The 26,079-nt window shown below is 47.5% G+C and carries 21 protein-coding genes, 1 tRNA gene and 1 pseudogene; 12 read left to right on the plus strand and 11 right to left on the minus strand.

What is annotated here, in order from left to right; all coding sequences use genetic code 11:
• Nucleotides 1-10: 10 nt before the first annotated feature.
• The 3 genes from FTU67_RS00680 to FTU67_RS00690 all read left to right on the plus strand — a co-directional run bounded on the left by FTU67_RS00680 (nucleotide 11) and on the right by FTU67_RS00690 (nucleotide 5,241).
• Entirely contained in the window at nucleotides 11-3,103 is a 3,093-nt protein-coding gene (locus FTU67_RS00680) for a multidrug efflux RND transporter permease subunit (protein ID WP_168370418.1), read from the plus strand.
• Nucleotides 3,104-3,221: 118 nt separating this feature from the next.
• Nucleotides 3,222-4,559, plus strand: coding sequence for a magnesium transporter (gene mgtE / locus FTU67_RS00685; protein WP_005176359.1), 1,338 nt, complete (start codon nucleotides 3,222-3,224; stop codon nucleotides 4,557-4,559).
• Nucleotides 4,560-4,647: 88 nt separating this feature from the next.
• On the plus strand, nucleotides 4,648-5,241 hold the full coding sequence (locus FTU67_RS00690; protein ID WP_005176362.1) for a DUF4112 domain-containing protein: 594 nt from the start codon (nucleotides 4,648-4,650) through the stop codon (nucleotides 5,239-5,241).
• A gap of 94 nt (nucleotides 5,242-5,335) precedes the next feature.
• On the opposite strand, the gene htpX is transcribed toward FTU67_RS00690, so the two are convergent.
• Entirely contained in the window at nucleotides 5,336-6,241 is a 906-nt protein-coding gene (gene htpX / locus FTU67_RS00695) for a protease HtpX (protein ID WP_005176364.1), read from the minus strand.
• A gap of 115 nt (nucleotides 6,242-6,356) precedes the next feature.
• Complete coding sequence (locus tag FTU67_RS00700) at nucleotides 6,357-7,199, minus strand: lytic transglycosylase domain-containing protein (RefSeq protein WP_034597413.1); 843 nt, start codon at nucleotides 7,197-7,199, stop codon at nucleotides 6,357-6,359.
• Nucleotides 7,200-7,709: 510 nt separating this feature from the next.
• On the opposite strand from FTU67_RS00700, the gene ttcA reads away from it, so the two are divergent.
• Nucleotides 7,710-8,633: a tRNA 2-thiocytidine(32) synthetase TtcA gene (gene ttcA, locus FTU67_RS00705; RefSeq protein ID WP_005176370.1), complete on the plus strand. Its 924-nt coding sequence runs from the start codon at nucleotides 7,710-7,712 to the stop codon at nucleotides 8,631-8,633.
• Nucleotides 8,634-8,849: 216 nt separating this feature from the next.
• Nucleotides 8,850-9,233: an SCP2 sterol-binding domain-containing protein gene (locus tag FTU67_RS00710; RefSeq protein WP_016659963.1), complete on the plus strand. Its 384-nt coding sequence runs from the start codon at nucleotides 8,850-8,852 to the stop codon at nucleotides 9,231-9,233.
• A gap of 71 nt (nucleotides 9,234-9,304) precedes the next feature.
• Here FTU67_RS00710 and FTU67_RS00715 read toward each other — a convergent pair whose 3' ends face one another.
• Entirely contained in the window at nucleotides 9,305-10,420 is a 1,116-nt protein-coding gene (locus FTU67_RS00715; RefSeq protein ID WP_005176374.1) for a transglycosylase SLT domain-containing protein, read from the minus strand.
• Nucleotides 10,421-10,786: 366 nt separating this feature from the next.
• On the opposite strand from FTU67_RS00715, the gene greB reads away from it, so the two are divergent.
• Nucleotides 10,787-11,281, plus strand: coding sequence for a transcription elongation factor GreB (gene greB, locus FTU67_RS00720; RefSeq protein WP_005176376.1), 495 nt, complete (start codon nucleotides 10,787-10,789; stop codon nucleotides 11,279-11,281).
• A 90-nt stretch (nucleotides 11,282-11,371) separates the two neighbouring features.
• Nucleotides 11,372-11,461: transfer RNA gene (locus tag FTU67_RS00725), tRNA-Ser, on the plus strand.
• A gap of 287 nt (nucleotides 11,462-11,748) precedes the next feature.
• Here the strand turns inward: FTU67_RS00725 and FTU67_RS00730 are convergent.
• From FTU67_RS00730 to FTU67_RS00755, 6 genes and pseudogenes are all read right to left on the minus strand, one after another.
• Nucleotides 11,749-12,168: pseudogene (locus FTU67_RS00730) on the minus strand (Lrp/AsnC family transcriptional regulator); the annotation flags it as partial.
• Nucleotides 12,169-12,439: 271 nt separating this feature from the next.
• Nucleotides 12,440-14,068 (minus strand): iron ABC transporter permease, encoded by a 1,629-nt coding sequence (locus tag FTU67_RS00735; protein WP_180036424.1) that lies wholly within the window; start codon nucleotides 14,066-14,068, stop codon nucleotides 12,440-12,442.
• An 80-nt stretch (nucleotides 14,069-14,148) separates the two neighbouring features.
• On the minus strand, nucleotides 14,149-15,162 hold the full coding sequence (locus FTU67_RS00740) for an extracellular solute-binding protein (protein ID WP_016659966.1): 1,014 nt from the start codon (nucleotides 15,160-15,162) through the stop codon (nucleotides 14,149-14,151).
• A 24-nt stretch (nucleotides 15,163-15,186) separates the two neighbouring features.
• On the minus strand, nucleotides 15,187-16,299 hold the full coding sequence (locus FTU67_RS00745) for an ABC transporter ATP-binding protein (protein WP_180061308.1): 1,113 nt from the start codon (nucleotides 16,297-16,299) through the stop codon (nucleotides 15,187-15,189).
• A 308-nt stretch (nucleotides 16,300-16,607) separates the two neighbouring features.
• Nucleotides 16,608-17,300, minus strand: coding sequence for a pirin-like bicupin family protein (locus FTU67_RS00750; protein WP_005176460.1), 693 nt, complete (start codon nucleotides 17,298-17,300; stop codon nucleotides 16,608-16,610).
• A gap of 169 nt (nucleotides 17,301-17,469) precedes the next feature.
• Nucleotides 17,470-18,708, minus strand: a complete 1,239-nt coding sequence (locus FTU67_RS00755; RefSeq protein ID WP_016659969.1) for a L,D-transpeptidase — start codon at nucleotides 18,706-18,708, stop codon at nucleotides 17,470-17,472.
• Between the two features lie 204 nt (nucleotides 18,709-18,912).
• Between FTU67_RS00755 and hemE the strand changes: the two genes are divergently transcribed.
• From hemE to FTU67_RS00780, 5 genes are all read left to right on the plus strand, one after another.
• Nucleotides 18,913-19,983: a uroporphyrinogen decarboxylase gene (gene hemE / locus FTU67_RS00760; protein WP_168398982.1), complete on the plus strand. Its 1,071-nt coding sequence runs from the start codon at nucleotides 18,913-18,915 to the stop codon at nucleotides 19,981-19,983.
• Nucleotides 19,984-20,011: 28 nt separating this feature from the next.
• Complete coding sequence (locus FTU67_RS00765) at nucleotides 20,012-20,836, plus strand: DUF817 family protein (protein ID WP_016659970.1); 825 nt, start codon at nucleotides 20,012-20,014, stop codon at nucleotides 20,834-20,836.
• Nucleotides 20,837-20,959: 123 nt separating this feature from the next.
• Nucleotides 20,960-21,430, plus strand: coding sequence for a DUF3015 family protein (locus FTU67_RS00770; RefSeq protein WP_005176467.1), 471 nt, complete (start codon nucleotides 20,960-20,962; stop codon nucleotides 21,428-21,430).
• A gap of 76 nt (nucleotides 21,431-21,506) precedes the next feature.
• Nucleotides 21,507-23,405, plus strand: coding sequence for a DUF4105 domain-containing protein (locus FTU67_RS00775; RefSeq protein ID WP_180006714.1), 1,899 nt, complete (start codon nucleotides 21,507-21,509; stop codon nucleotides 23,403-23,405).
• 133 nt (nucleotides 23,406-23,538) lie between these two features.
• Nucleotides 23,539-24,900, plus strand: coding sequence for a diguanylate cyclase (locus tag FTU67_RS00780; RefSeq protein WP_104473477.1), 1,362 nt, complete (start codon nucleotides 23,539-23,541; stop codon nucleotides 24,898-24,900).
• A 111-nt stretch (nucleotides 24,901-25,011) separates the two neighbouring features.
• Here FTU67_RS00780 and FTU67_RS00785 read toward each other — a convergent pair whose 3' ends face one another.
• A complete protein-coding gene (locus tag FTU67_RS00785; RefSeq protein WP_005176472.1) occupies nucleotides 25,012-25,368 on the minus strand; it encodes a cupin domain-containing protein in 357 nt (118 codons plus the stop codon).
• 96 nt (nucleotides 25,369-25,464) lie between these two features.
• A complete protein-coding gene (gene folE, locus FTU67_RS00790; protein ID WP_005176473.1) occupies nucleotides 25,465-26,013 on the minus strand; it encodes a GTP cyclohydrolase I FolE in 549 nt (182 codons plus the stop codon).
• Between the last annotated feature and the right edge of the window lie 66 nt (nucleotides 26,014-26,079).

Raw genomic sequence — 26,079 nt, forward strand, 5'->3', positions numbered from 1 at the left:
GACCAAATCTATGCTGTCAAAATTTTTTATTGAACGTCCTATTTTTGCTGGAGTCCTGGCCATTATTGTCATGGCGTTTGGTATTTTTTCCACTTTAGGTTTACCGGTCGAGCGTTATCCGGATATTGCCCCGCCTCGCATTACCGTGAGTGCCACTTATACTGGAGCTTCGGCAGAAACAGTGGAGGAGAGCGTGACCCAGGTGCTGGAGCAGCAGATTCGAGGGCTGGATCATCTGCTGTATTTTAGCTCGAGCAGTGATTCTTCGGGGCGCAGCCGTATCAGTATCAGTTTTGAAAATGGCACAGACCCAGATACCGCACAGGTGCAGGTGCAAAATGCGATTAACAGCGCCATTAACCGTTTGCCTGAAGATGTACAGCGCCAAGGCGTGAATGTGTTCAAATCTCTGGGTGATACCCATATGGTCATCGGTTTGTATGACAGCGCTGGTCACAGTTCCAATATTGAACTGTCCGATTATATGATGACCCATCTGGAACAGGATCTGGCGCGTATTGAAGGCGTGGGTGAGGTGGATGTCTTCGGTTCGCAATATGCCATGCGAATCTGGTTGAATCCTTTAAAACTGAAACAGTATGCCTTGATGCCAAGCGATATTCGGGCCGCTGTTGAAGCCCAGAATACCCAGGTGGCAGCCGGCAGTATTGGCGATTTACCCACCGCAACCGATCAGTATTTAAATGCCAAAGTCACCTCCGGTTCACGTTTAAAAACTGTCGAAGAATTTGAAAATGTAATTTTAAAGTCGGCCCAGGACGGCAGTTTTGTTTATTTAAAAGATGTGGCGCGGGTCGAGCTGGGGGCAGAAAATTATCAGTCCTTTAATACGATTAACGGCTATCCTTCAGCTGCGCTGGGCATCTCCCTGGCCTCTGGCGCCAATGCACTGGCGACCTCGGCTTTAATCCAGCAGGAAATTGATCATCTCTCCAAACAGTTGCCCGAAGGCTACAAGATAGTCTATCCACGCGATAATACGCCGTTTGTGAAGGAGTCGATGAAAGAGGTGGTAAAAACCCTCATTGAAGCGATTATTCTGGTGGTGATTGTGATGTTCCTGTTTTTACAGAACTGGCGCGCCACCTTAATTCCGACCATCACCGTACCGGTGGTGATTTTAGGTACCCTGACGGTGCTGTATGTGCTGGGCATGACCATTAATACCTTAACCCTGTTTGCGCTGGTACTGGCGATTGGCCTGCTGGTCGATGATGCAATTGTGGTCGTAGAAAACGTTGAACGTTTGATGCATGAGCAGCAGCTTTCGGCCAAACAAGCGGCAATCCAGTCGATGCAGGAAATTAGCGGGGCACTGGTCGGGATTACCTTGGTGCTGACCGCGGTGTTTATTCCGATGGCATTTTTTGGTGGCTCGACCGGGGTCATCTACCGTCAGTTCTCCATCACCCTGGTGGCCGCGATGTCCTTATCTTTGCTGGTGGCACTGATTTTAACCCCGGCCTTATGTGCCTTAATTTTAAAGCCAAAGCAGAAAACCGCCCGATGGGCCGCCTGGTTTAATCAGAAACTGGAAAATCTGAAACAGCATTATCTGCGTTCTTCAAGCTGGACCCTGCAACATCGCACCATCTGTCTGGTGATTTTTGTGGCTTTAATCGGGGTATTTGCCTTGTTCTATCGAGCCTTGCCGACCAGCTTTATTCCAAGTGAAGATCAGGGCATGCTCACGGTGCAATTTAAGTTGCAAGAAGGCGCGCCCCTGTCAAAAAGCCGTGAAGTTGGTGAAACGATTCGTGCCTATTTTATTGAACAGGAACAGGCCAATGTTGATCTAGTGATGATTCGCTATGGCCGTAACTTCTCCGGCACTGGCCAGAACTTGGGGCAGGGCTTTATTGCGCTGAAACACTGGGATGATCGTCCGGGCAGTGACAATGCTGCGCAGGCAATTCGTGAGCGGGCCATGCAGCATTTCCAGCGTCATCCAGATGCGCAGATTATGATTGGGATGCCGGCCTCGGTGCGCGGTTTAGGCCAGACCGATGGCCTGCAGTTTTGGCTGCGAGATTTAAATGGGCAGGGCCGTGATTATCTGGAGCAGCAATTCCAGAGCCTGCGCAGTCAGGCCGACCGTTATTCCAGCTTTGCCAATCTGGATAAAAAATCCAATCCGGAAAAAGCCGAGCTGAATGTCAATATTCATCAGAAACAGGCCATGGCCAATGGCCTGAGCCAAGGCGCGATTAACAGCACCTTGTCGGCGGCATGGGGCGGCAGTTATATCAATGACTTTATTGATCGTGGCCGGATTAAACGGGTGATTATGCAGGGTGATGCCGAGTTCCGTGCCACCCCGGAAGATTTGCAGGCCTGGTCGGTCCGTAATGCCAACGGGCAGATGGTGCCGTTTGGTAATTTCTCTACCCTGAGCTGGGGCGGCGGACCAGAAGTGGTGAACCGGTTTATGGGCTATACCGCACTGGAAATGGAAGCCGATACCGCAGCCGGTGCCAGCTCTGGTCAGGCCATGCAGGATATTCAGCAGCTGGTTGACCAGCAGGACGGTGTCGATCTGGCCTGGAGCGGCTTGTCCTTTGAAGAAAAGCAGTCCAGCAATCAGGCTTTATTGCTGTATCTGGTATCAATTGGTTTTATCTTCCTGTGTCTGGCAGCGCTGTATGAAAGCTGGACCATTCCAACTGCGGTGATGAGCGCGATTCCACTGGGTATTGGTGGTAATATCCTGTTCAGCTACCTGGCCGGGTTCCCGAATGATATCTATTTCCAGATTGCACTGCTGACCACCATCGGCCTGTCCTGTAAAAATGCGATTCTGATTGTCGAGTTTGCTTCGATGGCGCAGCAGCAGGGGCGCAGCGCCGTGGAAGCCGCACTGGAAGGAGCGAGTCTGCGTTTACGTCCTATTCTGATGACCTCGCTGGCCTTTGGGGCCGGGGTCATTCCGCTGGTATTTGCCTTTGGTGCCGGTGCGGTCAGCCGTCAGGAAATTGGCGTGAGTGTGCTGGGTGGGGTGATTTTCGGTACGGTTCTGGTGCTGATCTTTATTCCCTTTATGTATGTACTGGTGCGTTCGATCTTTAAACTGAAACAGGCCTGATCCGCCGGGTTTATACAGAGAAAAATGCTGCTGCTTCAGGGACACTGCGGCAGCACGCAGATGCAGTGCAAATCACTTTACATTTTAAAAAATAACCAAGAATAATGATGAGAGGTTTATGCTGAATCCTTTTGAACTTCAGGCACTGGAACAGGCCATTTTGCAGCAGCATCCAGAGCGGGTACAGACCCTGATTGCGCATATGAATCCGGCCGATTTGGCGGTCTGGATTGAACAGCTGTCGCTGCAAGCGCAGGTTCGATTGATTCCCACCCTGGAGCAGGCCGCGCTGATCTTTGAGTTTTTGCCAAAAACTGTGCAGGCGCAAATTGCCGAACAGCTGGACCCAGCCGATTTGTTGCAGCTGATGAGTGCCATGCATTCAGATGACCGGACCGACCTGTTTAAAGGTTTGAGTCCGACGCTACAGCCGTGGATTCTGGCCGAGCTGGCCCCGGAAAAACGTCAGCAAATTCAGCAGCTGGCGGCTTACCCGGAAGAATCTGCCGGGGCGATCATGAGTTCGGATTTTGTGACTTTATCCCCAGAGCTGACGATCCAGCAGGCGATTGAACAGTTGCGTCAGGTGGCGGCAGACCGGGAAACCCTGTACCTGATTTATATTGTAGATGCGCTACAGCATCTGCTCGGTGTGGTGTCCTTGCGGCAGATTATTCAGGCCGCGCCAGAGGTACAGCTGCAGCATCTCATGACCACGGATCTGGTGATGGGCCAGGTCGATGAAGATCAGGAACAGATTGCCTGGAAGCTGGCGCATTATGATTTTCTGGCCTTGCCGATTGTTGATCAGGCGCAGCGTCTGGTCGGGATTGTCACCTATGATGATGCCATGGACATTGTCGAGGCCGAAACTACTGAAGATATTTTAAAATCCGGTGCGATTGAATCCTTGCCCAACCTGAGCCTGAAAAATGCACCAATTTTATCTTTATATCGCCAGCGCGTGTTCTGGCTGGTATTTCTGGTGTTTGGCAGTTTGCTGTCCGGTTTTGGGATTGCCCATTTTGAAGAGATTATTGCCGCGCATATTGTGCTGGTGTTCTTCTTGCCCTTGCTGGTCGGTAGTGGCGGGAATGCCGGGGCGCAATCGGCGACCTTAATGGTCCGTGCTTTAGCCACCGGCGATGTGCATTTTCGTGACTGGTTCTATCTGCTCGGGCGGGAAAGTCTGGTGGCGCTTTGTTTAGGTGGCACCATGGCACTGGCCGTGTCGGTACTGGGTTATGTGCGTGGCGATTTGATGGTGGCGGTGGTGTTGGCCTTAAGTATGCTGGGCATTGTACTGATGGGCTGTCTGGTTGGCATGAGCCTGCCATTTATTCTCAATAAGCTGAAACTGGACCCGGCCAGTGCGTCGGCACCTCTGGTGACCTCAATTTGCGATGCCAGCGGGGTGGTGGTTTATCTGTTTATTGCTTCCCAGCTGCTGTTTTAGCCCGTATTTACAAAGCAGTAAAACGTTTGAGCAGCGCGCTCGAGTATAGTAAAAACATGACATAAATAGATAAAAATCAGGTTGATTCATGACAGAGCTGCACAGCACCAAACCCAAACTTTCCCGGCAAGAGGTGATTCGCCTGGAGCGTGATCTGGCCAAGTTTGCCAATATGATGGATTCGGTGGTGCGGATTCCGTTTACCAAACAGGGCGTGGGCGCTGATGCGGCTTTAAGTACCATTCCGGTGGCCGGCGATCTGGCCGGTTTTGTGCTGACCTGTTATGCAATTTATAAAGCCAAACAGGTCGGCGTGCCACAAGCCAAACTGAATCCGGTCATGAAGCTGGCGGTTATGGATGCGGTGGTGGGCTTTATTCCGATTGCCGGGACGATTTTTGATATTTTTATTCGCCCTAGCCGTAAGGCGCTGGATATTGTGCATGATCATATCCGGCAGGAATATGATATCCAGAGTGACCATCATGTGGTGCATCCTTTCTTGCATGAAAAACTGGAGCAGAAGCAGCAATATTCGGCATTCTGGCGTAATCCTGTGGTGGCCTGGCTGTGGATTCATCTTCCTGATTTATTAGGCCTGTTGTTCCTGATCATTCTGGTGGTGGCGACCTTGGCCGGGCTGCAATGGGTCTGGCAGTGGATGCAGGGTTTAAATCTTTAAGTAAGCTGTCATCATTCCAACCAGTATCTATCACACATAAAAACAAAAGCCTCCATATGGAGGCTTTTGTCTATTTAACGGTTGGGCATTATTATTAAGGCAGGTTTAACTGCTGTAATGCCGCCACACGCTGTTCAATGGTCGGGTGGGTCTGGAATAACGCTGCCAGACTAAACCCTTGTTCCTGACCGGCAGAAATCGCGAAGGCTTTCATTTCTTTTGGCATTGCATCTGGCATTTCAGATTCGGCCTGTAAGCGTAACAGGGCAGAAATCATGGCCTGTTTGCCAGCCAGACGGGCACCCGCTTCATCGGCGCGGTATTCACGTTGACGCGAGAACCACATCACAATGGCCGAAGCCAGAATACCAAACACGATATCCAGCACAATGGTAATCACGAAGTAGGCAATGCCTGGCGCTTCGCCATCTTCACGGCCAAATACGTTACGATCAATGAAATCACCGGCAACACGGGCAAAGAACATCACGAAGGCGTTGACCACACCCTGGATTAACGCCAGCGTAACCATGTCACCATTGGCCACGTGACCAATTTCGTGCGCCAGTACGGCACGTAATTCATCTTTGTTCATACGCTCCAGCAGACCGGTTGAAACCGCCACCAAAGCATCATTCTTGTTCCAGCCGGTTGCAAAGGCATTCGACTGATAAGAAGGGAAGATACCCACTTCTGGCATTTTAATGCCAGCACGTTGCGACAATTGTGCAACTTCATTTAATAACCACGCTTCAGCCTGGTTACGTGGGGCATTCGGGTCAATCAGCTCTGTACCGGTGGTTTTTTTCGCCATCCATTTAGACATGAACAGGGAAATTAAAGAACCGACCATACCGAAGACAAAACAGATGACCAACAGGTTGCCTAGATTTAAGCCACCCGCGCCATGGTAACTACCGACACCGAAGAGTGACAAAATAATGCCAGCTACAACCAGTACCGCGAGGTTGGTTAGCAAGAACAAACCAATCCGCATCATTGAGTAAATCCTCTTAAAATGAAAATGTAATCTGATTCATAAATCATGCAAGTAAATATGCGGTGAATGTATTAAAAATTCAAGAAAAAATCGTGAAAATCAACAAAAAATCGTCTTAGTCCGAAATGGTGATTCGGGCTGCGGCAGAGGCATGTGCCGTGGCATAGGAGCGGACCGGTGCATCGGTAAAGCTGCCATCTGCAGCAACAATAATTTCACGCGATGGGCGTGCAGGCTGAGCTGCGGTTAAATGCGAACCAGAAGAAAGCGTATTGGATTGGGCCAGTAACGGTCCCTGATCGCTACTGCTGACGCCACCGGCGTACAGATTGTGATAACGGCTGGTCACGCGGCGCACATAGTCCTGAGTTTCACGGAAGGGCGGAATGCCGCCGTATTTGGCGACATTGCCTTCACCGGCATTATAACCGGCCAATGCTAAGGATGTATTACCGTTAAAACGTTTTAGTAACCAGGCCAGATATTTGGCCCCGGCCATAATATTTTCATAAGGATCGTAGGCATTAGAAACCTGAAAACGTTTGGCAGTGGCCGGCATCAGCTGCATTAAGCCTTGGGCCCCGACCGGAGAGCGAGCATTGACATTAAAGCCGGACTCGGTGTGCATGACGGCTTTAATCAGCCCAGACGAAATACCGTGGCGCTGCGCGGCCTGCTGGATAATATGGTCAAAGGCATTTTTATTGCGGCTATAGCTTGGTAAGACCGATGCTTCAGAGCTGCCCCAGTTGCTATAACGATGAATATTGCTGTCGGGATAATACGTCACTTTGACTTTTTTCAGGGACTGGTCTGAACTTTTACGATTGGTCAGCAGGGTAGAGCCATTATTGTCTTTATAGACATAAATCTGTCCGGCATGACTGTGCGATGCAACCGCAAGCAGCGTCACACATCCCCAAAAAGCCAGTTGTTTAAAATGTAATCTTTTATACATTATCGTATTCATTATGGTAACGAAGTTCATACTGTCCCCAAACAGGTGGTTTGAGTTTAACAAAAAAAACATTGATGAAAAGAGTCTTTACATTTATTTCCCTGTTTACTTTGTAAAAATCAAGCCCTGTTTGCTGACAGAACAATCAAAAAAAAATATTTATTTTTTTTTATTCTGGTCTGCTTGACACACTTAAACCATTGATTTTAATTATAAATAAAATTGATTAAAAAATGATCAATTTAAATAGAAGCCTTCAATTGCAGGCAAGTGACCTTGTCAAGTTGTTTTAAATCCACAAAGTTATCCACAGCTTTTGTGGAAAACTGTGGAAAAGTCCAAAAGATAAGCATCTTGCTTAAAAGATGAACGCAAACGTTCAAATTAGCATAAAAATAAAGACAGCGAGATGACAAAAAATGACAAGCAGGAAATTACATTCTTTTGATGCGTGCCGGGACTGAATCGGCTAAAATTGCGCGGTATTTTTTTTATGGGTAAATCTCGTCTATGTTCTCGCCAGTTGAGTCCGATCAAGGATTTAATTTTAAACCAGAACTGCCAACCAGCTCTGCGTATTACCGTTTGCTGAAAAAGCTGCGTCGCCAGGTGGGTCATGCCATTCGTGATTACAAGATGATCGAAGACGGTGACAAGGTCATGGTGTGTATTTCGGGTGGTAAAGACAGTTATACCTTACTGGATATTCTGTTGCAGTTTAAACGTATTGCCCCGATTCATTTTGATGTGGTGGCGGTGAATCTGGACCAGAAACAGCCGGGCTTCCCTGAAGATGTGCTGCCGCGTTATCTGGAAGAAAATAATATCCCGTATTATATTCTGGAAAAAGATACCTACAGTATTACCAAGCGTCTGACCCCGGAAGGCAAAACCTACTGTGCAGTGTGTTCGCGTCTGCGTCGTGGTTCACTGTACGGCTTTGCCCAGGAAATTGGGGCAACCAAGGTGGCACTGGGGCATCATCGTGATGATATTCTGGCGACCTTCTTCCTGAACCTGTTCCATGGCGGCAGCTTAAAGGCGATGCCACCGAAGCTGTTATCTTCCGACAAGAAGAATATGCTGATTCGTCCACTGGCTTATGTGGAAGAAAAAGACATCATCAAATACGCGCAAATGCGCCAGTTCCCGATTATTCCATGTAACCTGTGTGGTTCGCAGGAAAATCTGCAACGTGCGATTATCAATGACATGCTGCGTGAATGGGACAATGCCCATCCAAAACGTCTGCACAGTATTTTTGGTGCATTGCAAAATGTATCACCATCGCAACTGGCAGACCGCGAGCTGTTTGACTTTGAAGCACTCGATAGCGAGCGCGAGTTTGACTTTAAAGGCAGTTATTCGCACGAGAATGAAGATGGTCAGTCCAACCGCATCAACATGGTCAATTTAGGCTATGCAGCTGACTAAATAGTCAAAAAAAGCATTGAACTTCAGTTCAGTGCTTTTTTTATATATTTGAATTATTTCAATATTGTATTAAAAATATAAAATTTGAACGCATCGTACAAAAAATCTTAGCCATCTTTTATGATTACATGCTATAACAGGTCACAAGCATCATTGCTTCACAAAAATGTTGTCTGGACAGGCGACACAAATGAACAAATAAATTGAGGAATAATCATGCCTGCTTTTTTATCTGATGATTGGTTTGCAACCGTAGAGAACCTGACGGCTCAAGCTGGTGACTTAAATTTACCACCTGCGCTTGCGAATCTTGCAATTAATTTGGTTGTTACGGATGCTTCAGGCAATACAGAATTAGCTTTAGACGGTGGCAAAATCCAGAAAGGATTGTCTGCAAATGCAAAAACAACCCTGAATATGGATGCTGAGACCTTACGTAAAGTGTTCCTGGAGTTTGATATGGCTGCAGCCATGCAAGCCTTCATGACCGGTAAAATCAAAGTACAAGGCGATATGTCTCAATTAATGGCATTGCAAACTGCAAAACCAAGCCAAGAGCAAAAAGACCTGTTCAAAAACGTTTTGGCGCAAACCACCTGATTGTGACCCGACACAAAAAAGCTTACCCGAAGGTAAGCTTTTTTTTGCCTTGAAGATCAACGGTGAAGCATTTAAATATTCACCAGCTGCGGCGTGGTCTTGATGTGTTCCAGATAGGCACGGATACGGGTCACGTATTGTAAGGCCTGACGATAACGTCCGTTCTTGGCTTTATTGCCGTCTAAGTAAGCATACAGGTTGACCCAGTTGTTCGGGTTTTTACCGGTGGCCTGAATACGCTTCTGAATCTGGCTCACGGCACCCGGACCCATGTTATAGGCCACCAGTGCATACCAGTTACGGTCTGGAAACGGAATATGCTTATAACGGTTCAGCATCAGGTTGTAATACTTGGCACCGCCCTGAATGCTCTGGGTTGGATCGGTACGGTTACTGACGCCCATGGCTTTGGCTGTGCTGTTGGTCAGCATCATCAAACCACGAACACCGGTTGGTGAAACAGAGTTCGGCTTTAAGTACGATTCCTGATAACCAATGGCCGCCAGTAAATGCCAGTCCAGATCATACTGCTGCGCAGTGCGCTGGAAGCTGGCCTTATATAAAGGCATGCGATTGCTTAAGTCACGCTGGATAGTATTCCAGGATTCCTGCTTAACCACATTCTGGTTATAGAACGAGGCCAGCTGGTTGATGGCACCGCTTTGTTTGCCACGGCAGACAAAGGCACTGGCGGTCTGGCTCAGCGGATCATCGGCATGTTTAAATACCCAGTTTAAATTGCTGTTTAGGCCATTTTTCTGCAAGGTGTTTAAATCGCCACAGGTGGCCGAAAAACCGGTCAGATGCTTGTTTTCAATGCTCTGAATACTGGCAGTGGTCATGGCAAAGTTGGCTTTACCTGACGCCACCCATTGCAACGCTGTCGCATTGTCCGGTACGGTTTTAAACTCGAGTTTGACATTCAGGCTATGCGCATAGTTGCGCACCAGGTCATAACCAAAGCCATGCAGATGCTGACTGTTCTGAAACACGGTGGTCGGATTCGAAACAGAAACCACGGTCAATTTATTGTGATTGACCACGCGATCAAACTGATACGCTGCTTTACTTGCATTAATACTATGAAACGGAATTAACGCACTGCTTAATACTAAGACTTTTAAAGGGAGAGAGTTGAAAAAAGAGTGAAGGCCAAGCCTCGACCCAGAAGTTGAACTACTGTGCATGTTGTCTCCGCTACAAGTAATTTATGCCCTACAAAGCAGGAGGCAAAAGGCCTCAGACTTTTTCAAGTTTGATAAATTCAATAAGAGGGTGGGCACTCATGACGTCATTCAAAATGACATGGGATGAAAGATAAAAAATGTGGCTACGCCACACAGGTTAAAAAATGATCATAATTAAAAGATGTGCGCATAATAAAGACCAAAATTTGAGTTGTCAAATTTTGTCCATAAAAAAATAAAAAACTGTTTCATAAGTAAATGATTCTATTTAGGAAAAATATTTTTTAAACTTTAAAAGTGGAGTAATTGGGGAGAAGGCAGCAGTTTTTGGTAAGCTACAGGCATATTTTTCTGCTGTTAAAGGCCATGAAATCGAGCTTAATTACCCGTGGTGGACATGACAAACTGGTCGCGGAACTTCAGCATTTGTGGCATGAAGAACGCCCTGAAATTACCAAAAAAGTGAACTGGGCGGCCAGTCTCGGCGATCGTTCGGAGAACGCCGATTACCAATATAACAAGCAGCTGCTGCGCAAGATTGACCGTCGGGTACGTTACCTCGGCAAGCGGCTGGAAGAGCTGCGAATTATTGATTTTTCACCTGAACAGGAGGGCAAGGTCTATTTTGGCGCTTGGGTCGATATTGAAAATGATGATGGCGAGCAGAAAACCCTAAGAATTGTCGGGGTTGATGAAATTTATGATCATCATCCACAACATATTTCAATTGACTCGCCAATGGCGCGCGCCTTGCTGGGCAAAAGTGTGGATGATGAAGCAGTAGTGCAGACGCCATCAGGTGCAAAACACTGGTATATTGTCGACATTCGCTATGAAAAGTTTGAAAATTCAGCAAATTAAACGATTTTGATTTTATTTTGTACAGTCGGTTGCGAAAACCTGGAAAAATATTTGCCAAGTTAAAATTTTCTTTATATGATAGCCGCCATTGGAAGCGTGGCAGAGTGGTTTAATGCACCGGTCTTGAAAACCGACGAGGGTGTGAGTCCTCCGTGAGTTCGAATCTCACCGCTTCCGCCAAATTCAAAAAGCCCTGACATTGTCAGGGCTTTTTTTATTGCGCTCCGTTTTATTTTTATATTCTTTATATGGAACTGATTTATTTTAAAGAGGAGAGCTAAACATATTTTATAGGTATTATATAAATACCTTTAAGATATATTATTTTGCTTCGAATATCTAAAAATAAAAAACCATAAAATATGAAAAACGAATATTTATATAGATTGCTTTTCTATAAAATAATCATCGATAATCTTTCACCTGTCGCAATGTATATGCGACAGATGAAGATTAAAATCAATTATTTAAATTTTATAGGTTGACAGTAATATATTGGTTTCACTGTTATAAATCCCTGAAATACTTCTGATCCGACTTAAAATTAAATCAAAATTCACCAAATTGTCGGACTGGATTTCTACCAGTAAATCCCATTTGCCATTCGTCGTATGTAAGGTCTGAATAGCCGGATCGAGACGTAGCTCCTTGATGACGGCCTGTGCCTTGTTGCCTTCCACCATAATACTCATCCAGGCCTGAATAAGCTGCGGATTCAGGTTCGGTTTAATGCGTACCGTATAGCCGGTAATGATGCTAGTCGCTTCCATGTACTCGATTCGCTTTTGAACCGTGGCCCGGGAATTTCGGGTTTTCTGCGCAATTTCTGTAATTGAGATACGTGCATTTTCTCTTAACAATCCAAGTATTTTATTGTCCGTTTTATTTTTTTAAACGGATGAATAATTGGTTTTTAATTCTTGATTCTTAGTTATTATTGAATAATAAAAAAATAATTGGATTTAAGGATAATATTCTAAGCACTATCTGCCTAAACTATTTCTGAATAAAATTCTTTATCCCAAGCTTATTAAAAATCAAAAGTGTATCTCTATTTTATAAGGCTATTATCTTTAAACGATTTTCACTATAAAAAGAGAGAAGGCTAAACTTGCACTCAATGTTGAAGCAGAGTTTAGCCAGTTCATCTAGTTCAGATTAACGTACAGTTTTCCCCAACCGTGCCAGTAAAATCACTGGAATCAGTCCGACCAGAACAATCAATAAGGCTGCAATTGCGCCTTCTTCATAGGTACCACGTGAGGCTTCGGTATATAACTGCGTGGCCAGGGTTTCCATATTCAGCGGACGTAGCAACAATGTGGCCGGCAGCTCTTTCATACAATCCACAAAAATCAGTAAGGCTGCTGAAATCAGTGCAGGACGTAATAAAGGCAAATGGATACGGGTCAGAATCCCGCCTTTGCTCTGGCCCAGATTATGTGCGGCATCATCAAAAACGCCATGAATCCGGTTATACCCCGATTCAATCCCGCCAATTGAAATGGCTAGAAAGCGTACCGCATAGGCGTAAATTAAGGTGAAACTGGTGCCTAAAAACAGCAGGCCGGTATCCAGACCAAGCTGGAATTCCAGAAAATCCGCCACGGCGTGATCAATCGCGCCCAAAGACAGCATCAGGCCAATGGCCAGTACGGTGCCCGGAATGGCATAGCCCAAACTGGCAACCCGGCTTAGCCAGCTGCTTCGGCTAAACCGTGCGGTACTCACAATCATAAAGCCAATCAGCATGGTCACAAAAGTGGCAATACTGGCTAAGGTAAGCGTATTGATTGAGGCTTGCAGCAGATATTCAGAGAAACCGGCATATTGTAAACGCTGATAAGATTCGACCAGTAAATGACTGATCGGAATCAGAAAACCAATAATCACCGGAATCAGCCCTAGGCCGAATAGCAGCCAGGCTTTGGCGCCGGTCACTGGCTGGGCGGGCATCAGCCGGCTACGCTGGGCCGAGTTCATATAGCGCTGTTTGCGTCGTCCCAGCCGTTCTGCCAGTACCAGCAGGCTAATGATCAGCAACATAAAAATTGCAATCTGGGCGGCACTGGCCAGATCGGACTGGTTGGTCCAGGTCGAATAAATCGACAGGGTCAGGGTTTTAATGCCCAGAAATTCGGTGGCACCAATATCATTGATGGTTTCCATCAGGGCCAGACTGGCACCAACCGCAATGGCCGGGCGAGCCAGCGGAATCGCAACCCGGAAAAATACCTGTTCCGGTTTTAATCCCAGACTGCGCGCTACTTCAATCAGGCTGGCTGACTGCATCAGGAACATGGCACGGGTGCTTAAATAGACATAGGGATACAGCACAAAACTAAGCAGAAAAATCGCGCCCCAGAGCGAGCGGATATTCGGAAACCAGAGCTGCTGCATTTCTAGCTGAAGCCAGTCCCGCAGCAGGGTCTGCACAGGACCAATCGGATGCAAAATATCAATATAGCTATAGGCAATAATATAGGTCGGTACGGCCAAGGGCAGTAACAGTGCCCAGTCCAGAAAACCACGGCCACGGAATTGATAGGCCGTGACCAGCCAGGCACTGCCGGTACCAATCAGAATCGTCAGAATCCCGACACCAAACAGCAACAGGCCGGTTTCAATCAGGGTGGGAGGAATCACATATTGCAGCAGATGGTCCCAAATCTCGCTATTGCCCTGTAAGGCCGTCCAGAGCAAAGCCAGCACAGGCAGACAGGCCAGCAGGGTAAACAGGCCACTGAGTGAAAAAAGTGCAGTTACAGGAGATTTTTTCTGGGTCATAGGGGGATCAACAGGCTGGACATGGACACAAGACTGATAGCACGAGCAGCAGTCTGCCCGCGCTATCTGATGATTCAGGTTTAGTGATTAAACTGGACTTTATCAACCAGCAGATTGGCTGCCTTACGATGGCGAGCAATCTCACTTAAACGCAGTGAATCAATATCTAACTTGCCGAAACTGGCGATAATCGGATCAATCTTCACGCCTGGTTTGACGGGATATTCATAACCACTTTGTGCATACATGGCCTGAGCCTGATCTGAGGCCAGGAACTCCAGTAACTGTACCGCTTCTTTGCGATTTGGCGCATGTTTGGCTACAACTGCACCTGAAACATTGACATGGGTGCCGCCATTTTTAAAGCGCGGTAACACCACATTAATGGCATTGCCCCAGCGCTGCTGTTCAGCATTGCCATTGCGCATGGTGCCCACATAATAGGTATTGGCCACACCAATATCACAGATTTTACCCAGAATATCGCGCGCCACATCGCGGTCACCGCCACTGGCCGGACGTGCCAGATTGGCTTTAACCCCGCGTAACCAGGTTTCTGCCGCTTTTTCACCATGATGGGCAATATAGGCGGCAATTAACGCGGTATTGTAGGGATGGCTACCCGAACGGATACAGATTTTGCCTTTCCATTGCGGATTGGCCAGATCTTCATAATGAATGGCGTTCAGTGGGGTACGTTCTTTGGAGGCATAGACTGCACGGGCACGCATTGACAGGGCATACCAGTGGCCATTGGCTGCACGTAAATTGGCCGGAATGGCATTATTTAATACTTTGGAATTCACGCGCTGGGTGAGATCTGCTTCGACCAGATCCACCAGATTGCCAAAATCGACGGTCAGCATCACATCGGCCGGTGAACGGCGTCCTTCAGCTTTCACTCGCTCCAGCAGGCCATCTTTAATAAACACGGTATTGACCTTAATGCCGCTGCTTTCGGTAAATTCTTTTAATAAGGGCTGAATCAGCACCGGTTCACGCGTGGTATACAGGTTTACCTGCGCGGCTTGCGCCAGACCGCTCAGCGCCAGCAGGCCGCTGGCCAGCAGTGGAATTTTGATTGTTACTTTCATCATTTTTCATTCCTTATTGTCAATTTAAAAAGTATTGGCCACTTCAGTCGTGGTGGTGGCTGCCGGCTGTGAATCTTGGACGAAGAAAAAACACTGCTGCAGATCGAGGCTCACATAGACCTGTTCCTGATAAGCGGTGTGTGCCGGGCTGACCTGCGCCAGAATAATAGTCTCGGGGTCCAGTTGCAGGCGTAGCTGTTCGGCATGCCCCATAAAGCTGGAGGACAGCACGGTCGCCGGGATTGCACCGGTAGTCGGCTGGCTAAACACCTGCACCTGATGTGGACGGAAACAGCAGCGGATTGGCTCTTGGTGATGCGCCAGCGCTTCACTGATGGGATGTGCGCCAAAACAGGTCTGTAATTGCTGCGCGACACGCTGCGCCGGAATTTCATTCAGGGCAGAAAAATAACGGGCGGCAAATAAGGTGGCTGGCTGTCGGTATAGGGCTTTCGGCGTACCGATCTGAATAATTTCGCCCTGATGCATCAAAATAATCTGATCGGCAATTTGCAGCGCCTCTTCCGGATCATGGGTAACAATAACTGTGGTGGTGCCAGTCTGCTTCAGAATCTCGATGGTATTTTGCCGGATCTGGTCGCGCAGGCGATGATCGAGATTGGAAAAAGGTTCATCCATCAAAAGCACCTGCGGTTTAGGTGCCAGGGCACGGGCCAGGGCCACGCGCTGCTGCTCGCCACCAGACAGGGTATAAGGATAGCTGTGCAGATGATGCTGCATCGAAACATGCTGTAGCGCCTGCTCGGCCACCGCCCGACGCTGTGCTTTGGGCAGTTTTTTCAGGCCAAACATGACATTGTCCAGTACGCTTAAATGCGGAAACAGGGCATAGTCCTGAAACACCAGACCAATATTGCGCGCTTCGGCTGGAATCTGTTGCTGTTCATTCCACAGGATTTGCTGTTCAAGCTGGATTGAGCCACTGCTTGGGGTTTCTAATCCGGCAATCAGACGAAGCATGGTGGTTTTGCCACAGCCAGAATGGCCCAGCAGGCAGAGAATCTGTCCGCGCTGTGCAGACCAGCTGGCCTGATGCACCGCAAAACGCGAGCCGAATTGTTTGCTCAGTTGCCGAATGGTCAAGACATTGGCCTGAGCTGCAGTATAAGCATTCATGGTCAATTCACAGGATGATTTTTATGCAGTTATCATAACTGAGAATTTTTCTCATGTGGAGTGTTTTTACCAATGAGAATGTAAATAGTTTCAGTTTTGAGAGTTTTATCGGGTAACAGGCAATCGGCCGATTTTATTCAGTTTATTTTCATAAATGGTATTTGAGTTGCTGCAAAGGGTGCAGCTTAAATAGACTGTTCACACTCAGGTAAAAGTCAATCAAGGCCAGTTTTAAGACATAAAAATAGCCGCTCAATGGAGCGGCTATTGGGCCAAAATCATCATAACCTCTGGGAGAGAAAAATGGCTTATTTGCCCGGTAAGTCAAACCAGATCATCTGGCTTTCTTCGGTTGCCTGAATATCCGCATGTTCCGCGAATAACAGTGCATCACCAGCTTTAACCGTATGTTCACCAATCTGCACTTCACCACGAATCACATGCACATAGTTGAGCTGCTGGGTCGCCTGTACGTTTAGGCTTTGGCCGGCTTCAAGTACCGCGGTTTTCACTTCAGCCTGCTGGCGAATATGCATTGGAGCCTGTTCGTTCGGGCCAACAATCAGGTGCCATTGGTTCGGCTGTTCACGTGGGTCGAGTTTAATTTGCTGATAATTTGGCTCTGCATCACGCACATTTGGATGAATCCAGATTTGCAGCATATGCACTGGTACATCGCCCTGGTTGATTTCACTGTGCTGAACCCCGGTTCCGGCGCTCATCAGCTGCCATTCACCCGCACTGATATGCCGTTCATTGCCCATGCTGTCTTTATGTGAAATGGTGCCATCCAGTACACAGGTTAAAATTTCCATGTTGTCATGCGGATGGGTACCAAAACCATTGTGGGCAGCAATCCGGTCATCATTAATCACACGAAGCACACTCACACCCATGTATTTCGGGTTGTACCAGCTGCCAAATGAAAAGCTGTGTTTGGTGTCTAACCAGCCGGCTTTAACATGACCACGTTCTTCACTACGATGTAAGTAGGCGTTCATCAGATAATCCTCTAATTCTTTTTGAGCTTGAGGCTATCTTAGTGTTTTACCTGGTGCCTGTTCTAGGCATGGAATGCAACATATCGTTCCAGATTCGCAACGTCATAGATTCAAACCTCCGTAATCAAAAAAGCCTGCATCGGCAGGCTTTTTATGGGGTATAAGCAGATTATTCGAGGAATTTAACCGTAACCCCTGAACGGACTTTACGGCCCAGGTCGTTGGCATCCCAGTTGGTCAGACGGATACAGCCATGCGAATAGGATTTAGAAATCATCGACGGGTTTGGCGTACCGTGAATACCAAAGGATTTTTTGCTCAGACCAATCCAGATATTCCCCACTGGACCGTTTGGACCTGGTGGTAAGGACAGTGGCTTCATGTTTTTGCCCTGGATAAAGTTACTTGGCGAGTAGCTGTACCACGGGTTTGGTGCCACACCAGTCACTTTATAAGTCCCGGTTGGTGAAGGGGTGTTGGTATTACCAATACTGGCCGGGAATGATGCGATCATCTGGTTGCGGCTGTTAAATAGATACAGCTGCTTAGCGCCTTTGTGCGCCACAATCAGGTGGATATCTTCCGGCAGGTCATTACGCACATTGGCCACAATCAGTTTTTGACCGGCTTTGTTAAAGTTGGCATTTGGATTGAGCTTTTTCAGGAAGTTCTCATCCATATGGAACTTTTCACCCAGCATTTCAGTGACGCTGGTGTAGTGCAGGCCTTTCATTTTGGCTTGCAGTGCATAATCGCCCGGAATTGATTTCACATACGGACCTTTCAGGTCATCTTCAGTAATGGTGTATTCCACGAAAGCCGGTTTTGAACCCTGACGGGCAATTAAAGCATCCCAGGTTTCCTGCGTTAGCACACCGGTCGGTTTAATCCCGTTCATCTGCTGGAAAGAGGCAATCGCTTTCAGGGTATTTTTACCGCTGGTTCCATCAATCGCACCCGGAGAAGCATGAGCATTATTGAGCATCACATGCGCGCGCGCATAGACCGGGAACTGGCCTTTGCCAATATTTTCATACCAGCTGGCATTGTTCAGGCCATCTAAAGTCCAGGAGGCTTTGGCTGGCGCTGTGCTGGCTGAAGTCGTTGCAGGCGCAGCAGTTGTCGGTGCGCTGCCGATATCAGCCTGGGTATCTTCGGCATTTTGCAGGTCTTCAAGGGTCGCTGAAGCCTTGTTTAAATCTTGTTCTTCTTGTTGCGTAATTTGCGTTTCAACTTCTGAAGGTACGACTGCCGCTGATGCGTCTGTTGCAAGCGGATCAATCGGATCTTCAACCGCTGTATCGCTAATCAATTGAGGATTCAACGGCTGTTCAGCAGTGGTTGCAGCCAGGGCTGTACCAGCAAACATGCAACTTAAACTCATGGCGAGTACTGTGCGAACGAACATGTAAGTCAACCTTAAGAATTATTCATTTACATTTTAAAAACTACACAAGTATTACAGAAAAAATGAGGAGATGCAGTATCTGTTTTGTGTAAATATCACTTTTATCTTTTACAGTCCGGCATTTTTAAAGGACTAAAGAAGTTATTAAAATTTCTGCCTTTTTGATATGATGGATGCAAGATTCAGTCGAAGTTAGGAAAGTAAATGACGGCCTTAAAAAATGATCGTTTTCTACGTGCCTTGTTGCGTGAACCCGTAGATACCACGCCGGTATGGATGATGCGTCAAGCAGGACGTTATCTGCCTGAGTATCGTGAAACCCGTGCCAAGGCCGGAGATTTTCTTTCCTTGTGCAAAAATACCGAATTTGCCTGTGAAGTGACCTTACAGCCTTTGCGCCGTTATGAGCTGGATGCAGCCATTCTATTCTCCGATATTTTAACCGTACCGGATGCTTTGGGCTTAGGTTTGTACTTTGAAGCTGGTGAAGGTCCGAAGTTTCATAAAACTGTGCGTACCGAGCAGGATGTCGCCAATCTGCCGAATTTTAATGCCAAGTCAGATCTGGACTATGTCATGAATGCGGTGTCGACCATTCGTTCGGCTCTGGGCGGACAGGTGCCGTTAATTGGTTTTTCTGGCAGTCCGTGGACGCTGGCGACTTATATGGTTGAAGGTGGTTCAAGCAAGGATTTCCGCTTTACCAAGCAGATGATGTATGCCCAGCCGGAAGTGATGCATGCCTTGCTCGACCGTCTGGCAGTCGCCGTGATTGACTATTTGAATGCGCAAATTGATGCTGGTGCACAAGCGGTACAGATTTTTGACAGCTGGGGCGGGGCACTGGCGCATCGTGAATATATCGAGTTCTCGCTGAACTATATGCAAAAGATTGTAGCGGGTCTGCAACGTGAAAAAGATGGCCGTAAAATTCCGGTCATTCTATTTACCAAAGGCGGCGGTCAATGGCTGGAGCCAATGGTGGCCACCGGTGCCGATGCCTTTGGTCTGGACTGGACCACGCCATTAAATGTGGCGCGCCAAACCGTGAATGGCCGTGCTGCCTTACAGGGCAACCTCGATCCAGCCACGTTATATGGAAGCCCGGACTCAATTGCCAAGGCGACCAAAGCCATGCTGGATGATGCCTATGCCCATGGTGAAAAAACTGGCTATATTGCCAACCTTGGACATGGTATTACCCAATGGGTTGATCCGGCCAATCCGAAAGTCTTTATTGATACGGTGCATGAATACAGTGCCAAGTACCTTTAAGAAGATGCAACAATATTAGGATTCAACCTTGATCACAATTTTAAAATCAGGTTTTGAATTCACTTATAAGGCAGCTTCGGCTGCCTTATTTGGAATTTTATTGCTGATAGCTTTTGCTTTTACCGCCAGTCTGGGTAGCCAGGACTATTACGGTTTTTTCCGTTATGACTATTTGCTGTTTTATGCGGTCCTTATCCAGATTTTACTGTTGTATCTCAAGCTGGAATCCTGGGCCGAGGCTAAAGTCATTGCGCTGTTTCATCTGCTGGCGATGATTATGGAAATTTTTCTGACCCATCCGGCGATTGCGTCCTGGCAGTATCCGCAGCCGGCCGTATTTAAAATTATGACCGTGCCGCTGTTTGCCGGGTTTATGTATTCGGCCGTCGGCAGTTTCTTTGCCCGGTCCTTGCGTTTGTATCGGGTATCTTTTACTCGCTTGCCGGGTTTTGCCAATATGCTGAGTCTGGCGGTGCTGTCTTATATTAATTTTATGAGCAAGTTTTTTGTGCCGGATATCCGCTATGTGCTGTTTGCCTGGAGCGTACTGATATTCTGGAAAACCCGTATCCAGTTTGAATTGCAGCATCACCGGATGCAGCTGCCGATGTTACCGGTCTTGTTGTTACTGGCCTTTATTATCTGGATTGCAGAAAATATCAGCACCTTTTACCAGATCTGGCTGTATCCAAGTCAGGTCGACAGCTGGCATATGGTTGGCTGGGGCAAGTTGGGGTCCTGGTATCTGCTGTTATTGCTGAGTCTGGTGCTGGTCTTGAAAATTCTGGGTGATCGTCAGCCAAATGGCATCTGGCAACTGAAACCTGCGCACTTAAAGGATACAGAAAAATAATTTTTCCACTTTGGTATAAAGTGTTTTGTGTTCGCTGGCGGATGCGTTATCTTTAAACAGTGTAATAAAAATTACACATTGTGAAACAATAACAAACTCAGATAATAAATTCTGGAGACTTTTATGTTAAAAAAATTAGCTTTGGCAGCAGTATTGGCAGCAGGTTCAACAGCAGCATTTGCAGACGCTGATGCCGGCTGTGGTATTGGTTCTCAAGTTTGGGCAGGTCAGTCTGGTAAAGTGCCTAAAATTTTAGCTGCTACAACCAATGGTATTTTTGCAAACCAGTTGTTCGGTATTACCTTCGGTACTTTAGGCTGTAGCGGTACTGGTACTGTAACTGCGCAAGTGGTGACATTTACCAATGAAAATGCCGAAACGCTGGCGCGTGATATGGCTGTAGGCGAGGGTGAAAGCCTGAACGTACTGGCTGAATTACTGAGCATTAAAGCAGAAGACAAAGCACGTTTCTTTGCAGTGACCAAACAAAACTTCTCTGAAATTTATTCAGCTGACAACCAGACTTCTGTTGAAGTGCTGGCTTCTTTACAGTCAGTGATGGCACAAGACGACATCTTAAAAGCCTACGTCTAATTAAGCATCCCATAAAACCCTGTCTTCTGGCAGGGTTTTTCTCTATATAAGAACCGAATAAGAATTGATCTGCTGAATGAAACCTCTTGCTTTTGTATGTGCTGCTTTGTTATCTCCTGTGGCGTATGCCGCGACGTCTTCTTCTGAATCTTCAACGCCGGCACAGTTGTATATCCAGCGTGCTGAACAGCAGCAACTGGCACAGCAAAATACCTGGCAACGCTTAATGTATGCCAATACTTCCGGGCAGAGTACTGTCAGCTATGCCGGCTATTTTTTAACAGAGGCCAAAACACCCGATTTAAATCAGGAATTACAGGCGAATATTGCAGCGCTGTTTCAGCAGGCCGAGCCAAATCAATCGGTACAATGCCGTTTTCCGGCACGTAGCCGCTGGCTGGTGCAACAACTGAATATTCCACAGACGGAACTGGCTGCCGTGGCCTGTCCGGAACTGGATGAATGGATTGGCCAGATTCGTCCATACAAAACCACTTTAATTTATGCCACCGATTTTATGGGCAATCCCAGCTCCATGTTCGGGCATACCTTGCTGCGACTGGACCCGAAAGATCAGCAGGAACTGAACCTGATTTCCTATGCGGTAAATTATGCGGCCACAGTGCCGGGTGAGCAAAGCTGGTCCTATGCCTGGAAAGGTCTGACCGGACAGTATCCGGGTGAATATTCCCTCATGCCGTATTACCGCAAGGTTAAGGAATATGGTGATCTGGAAAGCCGCGATTTATGGGAATACGAGCTGGATTTAAGCCCGGATGAAACCCGTTTTCTGGTGGAACATATCTGGGAAATGAAGCACGTCAGCTTTCCCTATTATTTTGTCAGTGATAACTGTGCCTATCGTTTATTGGGCCTGATTGATCTGGTCCGTCCAGAGCTGAATTTACAGCAACAGTTTAAAGTGGCGTCGATTCCAGTTGAAACCATCAAGGCGCTGGCAGATTCAGATCTGGTCAAAGACACGGTCTATCGCCCGGCACTAGAAACCCAGTTACTGGCTCAAGCCCGCCAGCATGGTACAGACCTGGCGCAAGCTGCACATCAGCTGGCTTTTGCCGAATCTGCCGATTTAAATACGTTATTACAGTCTTATACCGCATTAGAGCAGGCCAAAATACTGGAAATGGCCTACGATGATCTGTACCTGCAGTTTTTAGCCCGCAAGGTCGAAACCGGTTTTGCCCAGCCACGTTTACGCCAATTACTCAGCCTGCGAAGCCAGCTTCAGGTCGACAAGCAGCGCCGCGCGCCGGACGTCCCAAACGTTGATCCAAGCCAGGGCCATCATGCGCGTAATCTGACGTTAAGCACTGGTGAAGTGCAGGGACAATCCTTTATCGAACTGGGCCATCGGCAAGCCTATCATGATCTGCTCGATCCGCAAGGTGGTTTTCGCACTGGGACTCAATTGCTATTTTTACAGGGTGCGCTGCAATATCGGGATGAAACCCTAAAACTGAGTCAGCTCGATGTGCTGGCGGTGAACTCCTATAACCCGATTACGCCGTTTAAAACACCATTGTCCTGGGGTTTTAATCTGGGCTGGACCCAGGAAGCGCTCGATCAGCATGGTCAGTTCAGCACTCAGGAACAGCATGGTGTAGCCAATTTACAGGTCCAGATGGGCTATAGCTGGGCCAGTGCCGACCGTGAGCATATTTGCTATGCCCAGCTACAAAACCATCTACAGGCCGGTAAAGCACTGGGTCGTGGCTGGCGCGTGGGTGTCGGACCCACCTTGGGCTGCCAGAATATCTGGAGTCCGCAGCTGAATAGTGTGCTGCAAGTGGAATTGCCATACTGGGAAGATGCCCAGCAATGGAATTTGAGACTGCACAGCCAGCTGCAATATGTGCTGAATCCGCAGCATGCGATTCGTCTGGGCTGGGAATATCAGCAGCAGGATCAACAGGACTGGCATCAGACCAGTCTTGGTTATGCCTGGTTCTTTTAAGCTGAAGTCGTGAAGTCAGGCTTGAAAATCCAGATTGTTATTAAGTGAATATTCATTTAATTCACAAAAGAATTGTCTTATGTGACAGCTGCGTTAAAATCTGCGCTGTAATTCATCTGTGTGAGGCGGTTGTATGAACCAAGAGCGTATAGAGGAACTTGCAGCGCAGTGGCAGGCGATTTGCGGGCAATTTTCTGAAACCGATTTAAGCTATAGCTTCGAGTTCATTCAACAGCATGTCACGGTGCTGGTGGCCGAATTTTATCGACAGATGATGCAGGAGCAGGAAGCCTCTTATTTCCTGTCTGATGAACTGGTGCGTAGCCGCCTGAAAAATGCCTTGCAGCAATGGCTGCTGGACAGTTTTGCAGTTCCGTTCAAGCAGGATTTTAAAGCCATTGTCGCCAAGCAGCTGAAAGTTGGGGAAGTGCATGCGCGTATTGGCGTTCCCTCCTGGCTGATTATTCGCGGCATCCGCGAAATCCAGCGCAAAAGTTTTGCCTTTTTTCTGCAAACCCCGCAGGCCGATGTACTGGCTGCTGCCGATTATATGACCCAGGTGCTGAGCCTGGCCGCGGAAATTATGTGCCGCACTTATGAGGCCAAGGTGGAAATTCATAATGATATGAAACACACCTACCGCCTGTTTTCTGCCATGCAGGATGTGGCCGTGCAAAAAGACCGCCAGCGCGGTTGTCTGCTGGACTGGGAAAATGAGCTGATGTTTAAAGCCTTTTCTGACCAGTCACAGCTGTTTCATCCGCCACTCTCCAAATCTGAATTTGGCCTGTGGTTCATTCATAAAGCAGCCTATGCTTTTGCCAGCGCCGAGCAGGTCGAGTTTATTATCCAGCGGATTTATCAGGTGGATCAGTTGAACCAGCAGCTGCTGGACACTTCCAATCAGCAGCAGAAGCTGTTACTGATTCAGCAGATTCGCTGTAAAAACCGCGAAATCCAGCATCTGGTCGATCAGCTGTTTCAGGTGGCGGAATATATCGGCACGGGCAATGATTCGCTGACCCAGCTGTTAAACCGGCGTTATTTAAATACCATCCTGATTCGTGAAATCCAGTTCTCGCGCAAAAACCGCTCACCTTTAAGTCTACTGGCGATTGATGCCGATTTCTTTAAAGAGATTAATGACCGCTATGGCCATGCCGCCGGTGATCTGGCCTTGCAGTTTATGGCCGAAGTGCTGCTGGAATCGAGCAAGGGCAGTGATTATGCTTTCCGGGTTGGTGGGGAAGAGTTTTTATTGCTGCTGGTCGATAGTGACTGGAACCGGGCCCAGATGATTGCCGAAACCATCCGTCGCCGGGTTGAAGATACCCCAATCCGTTCTGCTGAAGGTGAGAGTTTTAAATTTACCGTGAGTATTGGCGCAGTGCAGTATGATGGCCATCCGGATTATCAGCGTTTTCTGGATGCCGCAGATGCAGCCTTATATAGCGCCAAAAATGCCGGACGTAATCAGGTCTATCTGGCCAAATAAGCCTTTTAAGTCTCATCCCGGCATGAAAAAACGCCCAAAACTGTCGGGCGTTTTTTATATCAAAGCAGCAAGATAAAACCAGCCAAAACATCAAAAAGCTCAAGCGGTATTTTAGGCCTCAACCACCACATAATATTTTTTCACTGCTGCAACCACTTCAAAGGTACCGACAAAACCCGGTGGAATAATTCCGGCCTGACCGGCGGTAACTTCAATATATTGTCCGTGCTGGTCATGAATACGCACCACGCCTTCAATCACATTAAAGAATTCCTGTTTATTGTCAGCAAAGACAATATTCCAGGCGCCGACTTCGCACTGCCAGATGCCACAGCTCATATTGGGATGTTCATAGGCACTATAGGTATCACGTTTGGGATTGCCTTTGACCAAACGATCCGGACGCGGGAAGTCGACACTGCATTCACTTTGGGTCAGGCCCTGACCGGCTAAATAAATTGAAGACATTTGCATTCCTTAAAATAACAGGGAAACCAGCGGTAGTATAAGAAACAGGACATAAAAAAGCCCCAACAGATGTCGAGGCTCCAGCATTATTTAGGTTTAGTAACTTTCAGGTACGGCACTTAAAAACTCACGGCGTGCATCTTTATCAGTTTTAAAGTCACCAATAAATGACACGGTACGTGTGGTCGATTCCTGCTTGCCAACACCACGCATCATCATGCACATGTGTGCAGAGTCAATCACTACCGCAACACCGCGGGCTTTGGTCACTTCAGCCACGGCTTCTGCAATCTGCTGGGTCAGGTTTTCCTGAATCTGTAAACGGCGCGCAAACATTTCAGTAATACGGGCAAATTTAGACAGTCCCAAAACATTGCCTTCCGGTAAATAGGCAATATGCACACGGCCATAAAATGGCAGCAGGTGATGCTCGCATAGCGAATAGAATTCGATATTTTTGACCAGCACCATTTCACGGTTATCAGACGGGAACACGGCGTTGTTGGTCACTTCAGCCAACGTCTGGCTATAACCCGAGGTTAAATACGAAAATGCTTTAGCAGCACGCATAGGCGTATCTTTGAGACCAGGGCGATTTAAATCTTCACCAACGGCAGTAAGAATGTTTGCGTAGGATTGCTGCATAGACATAAGACGTGTTCACTTACACTGATATTGAACAAGGACGGCATTGTAGCAGAAAACCGCAAC

It is taken from the genome of Acinetobacter sp. YH12132, from assembly GCF_013418645.1.
Lineage (GTDB): Bacteria > Pseudomonadota > Gammaproteobacteria > Pseudomonadales > Moraxellaceae > Acinetobacter > Acinetobacter indicus.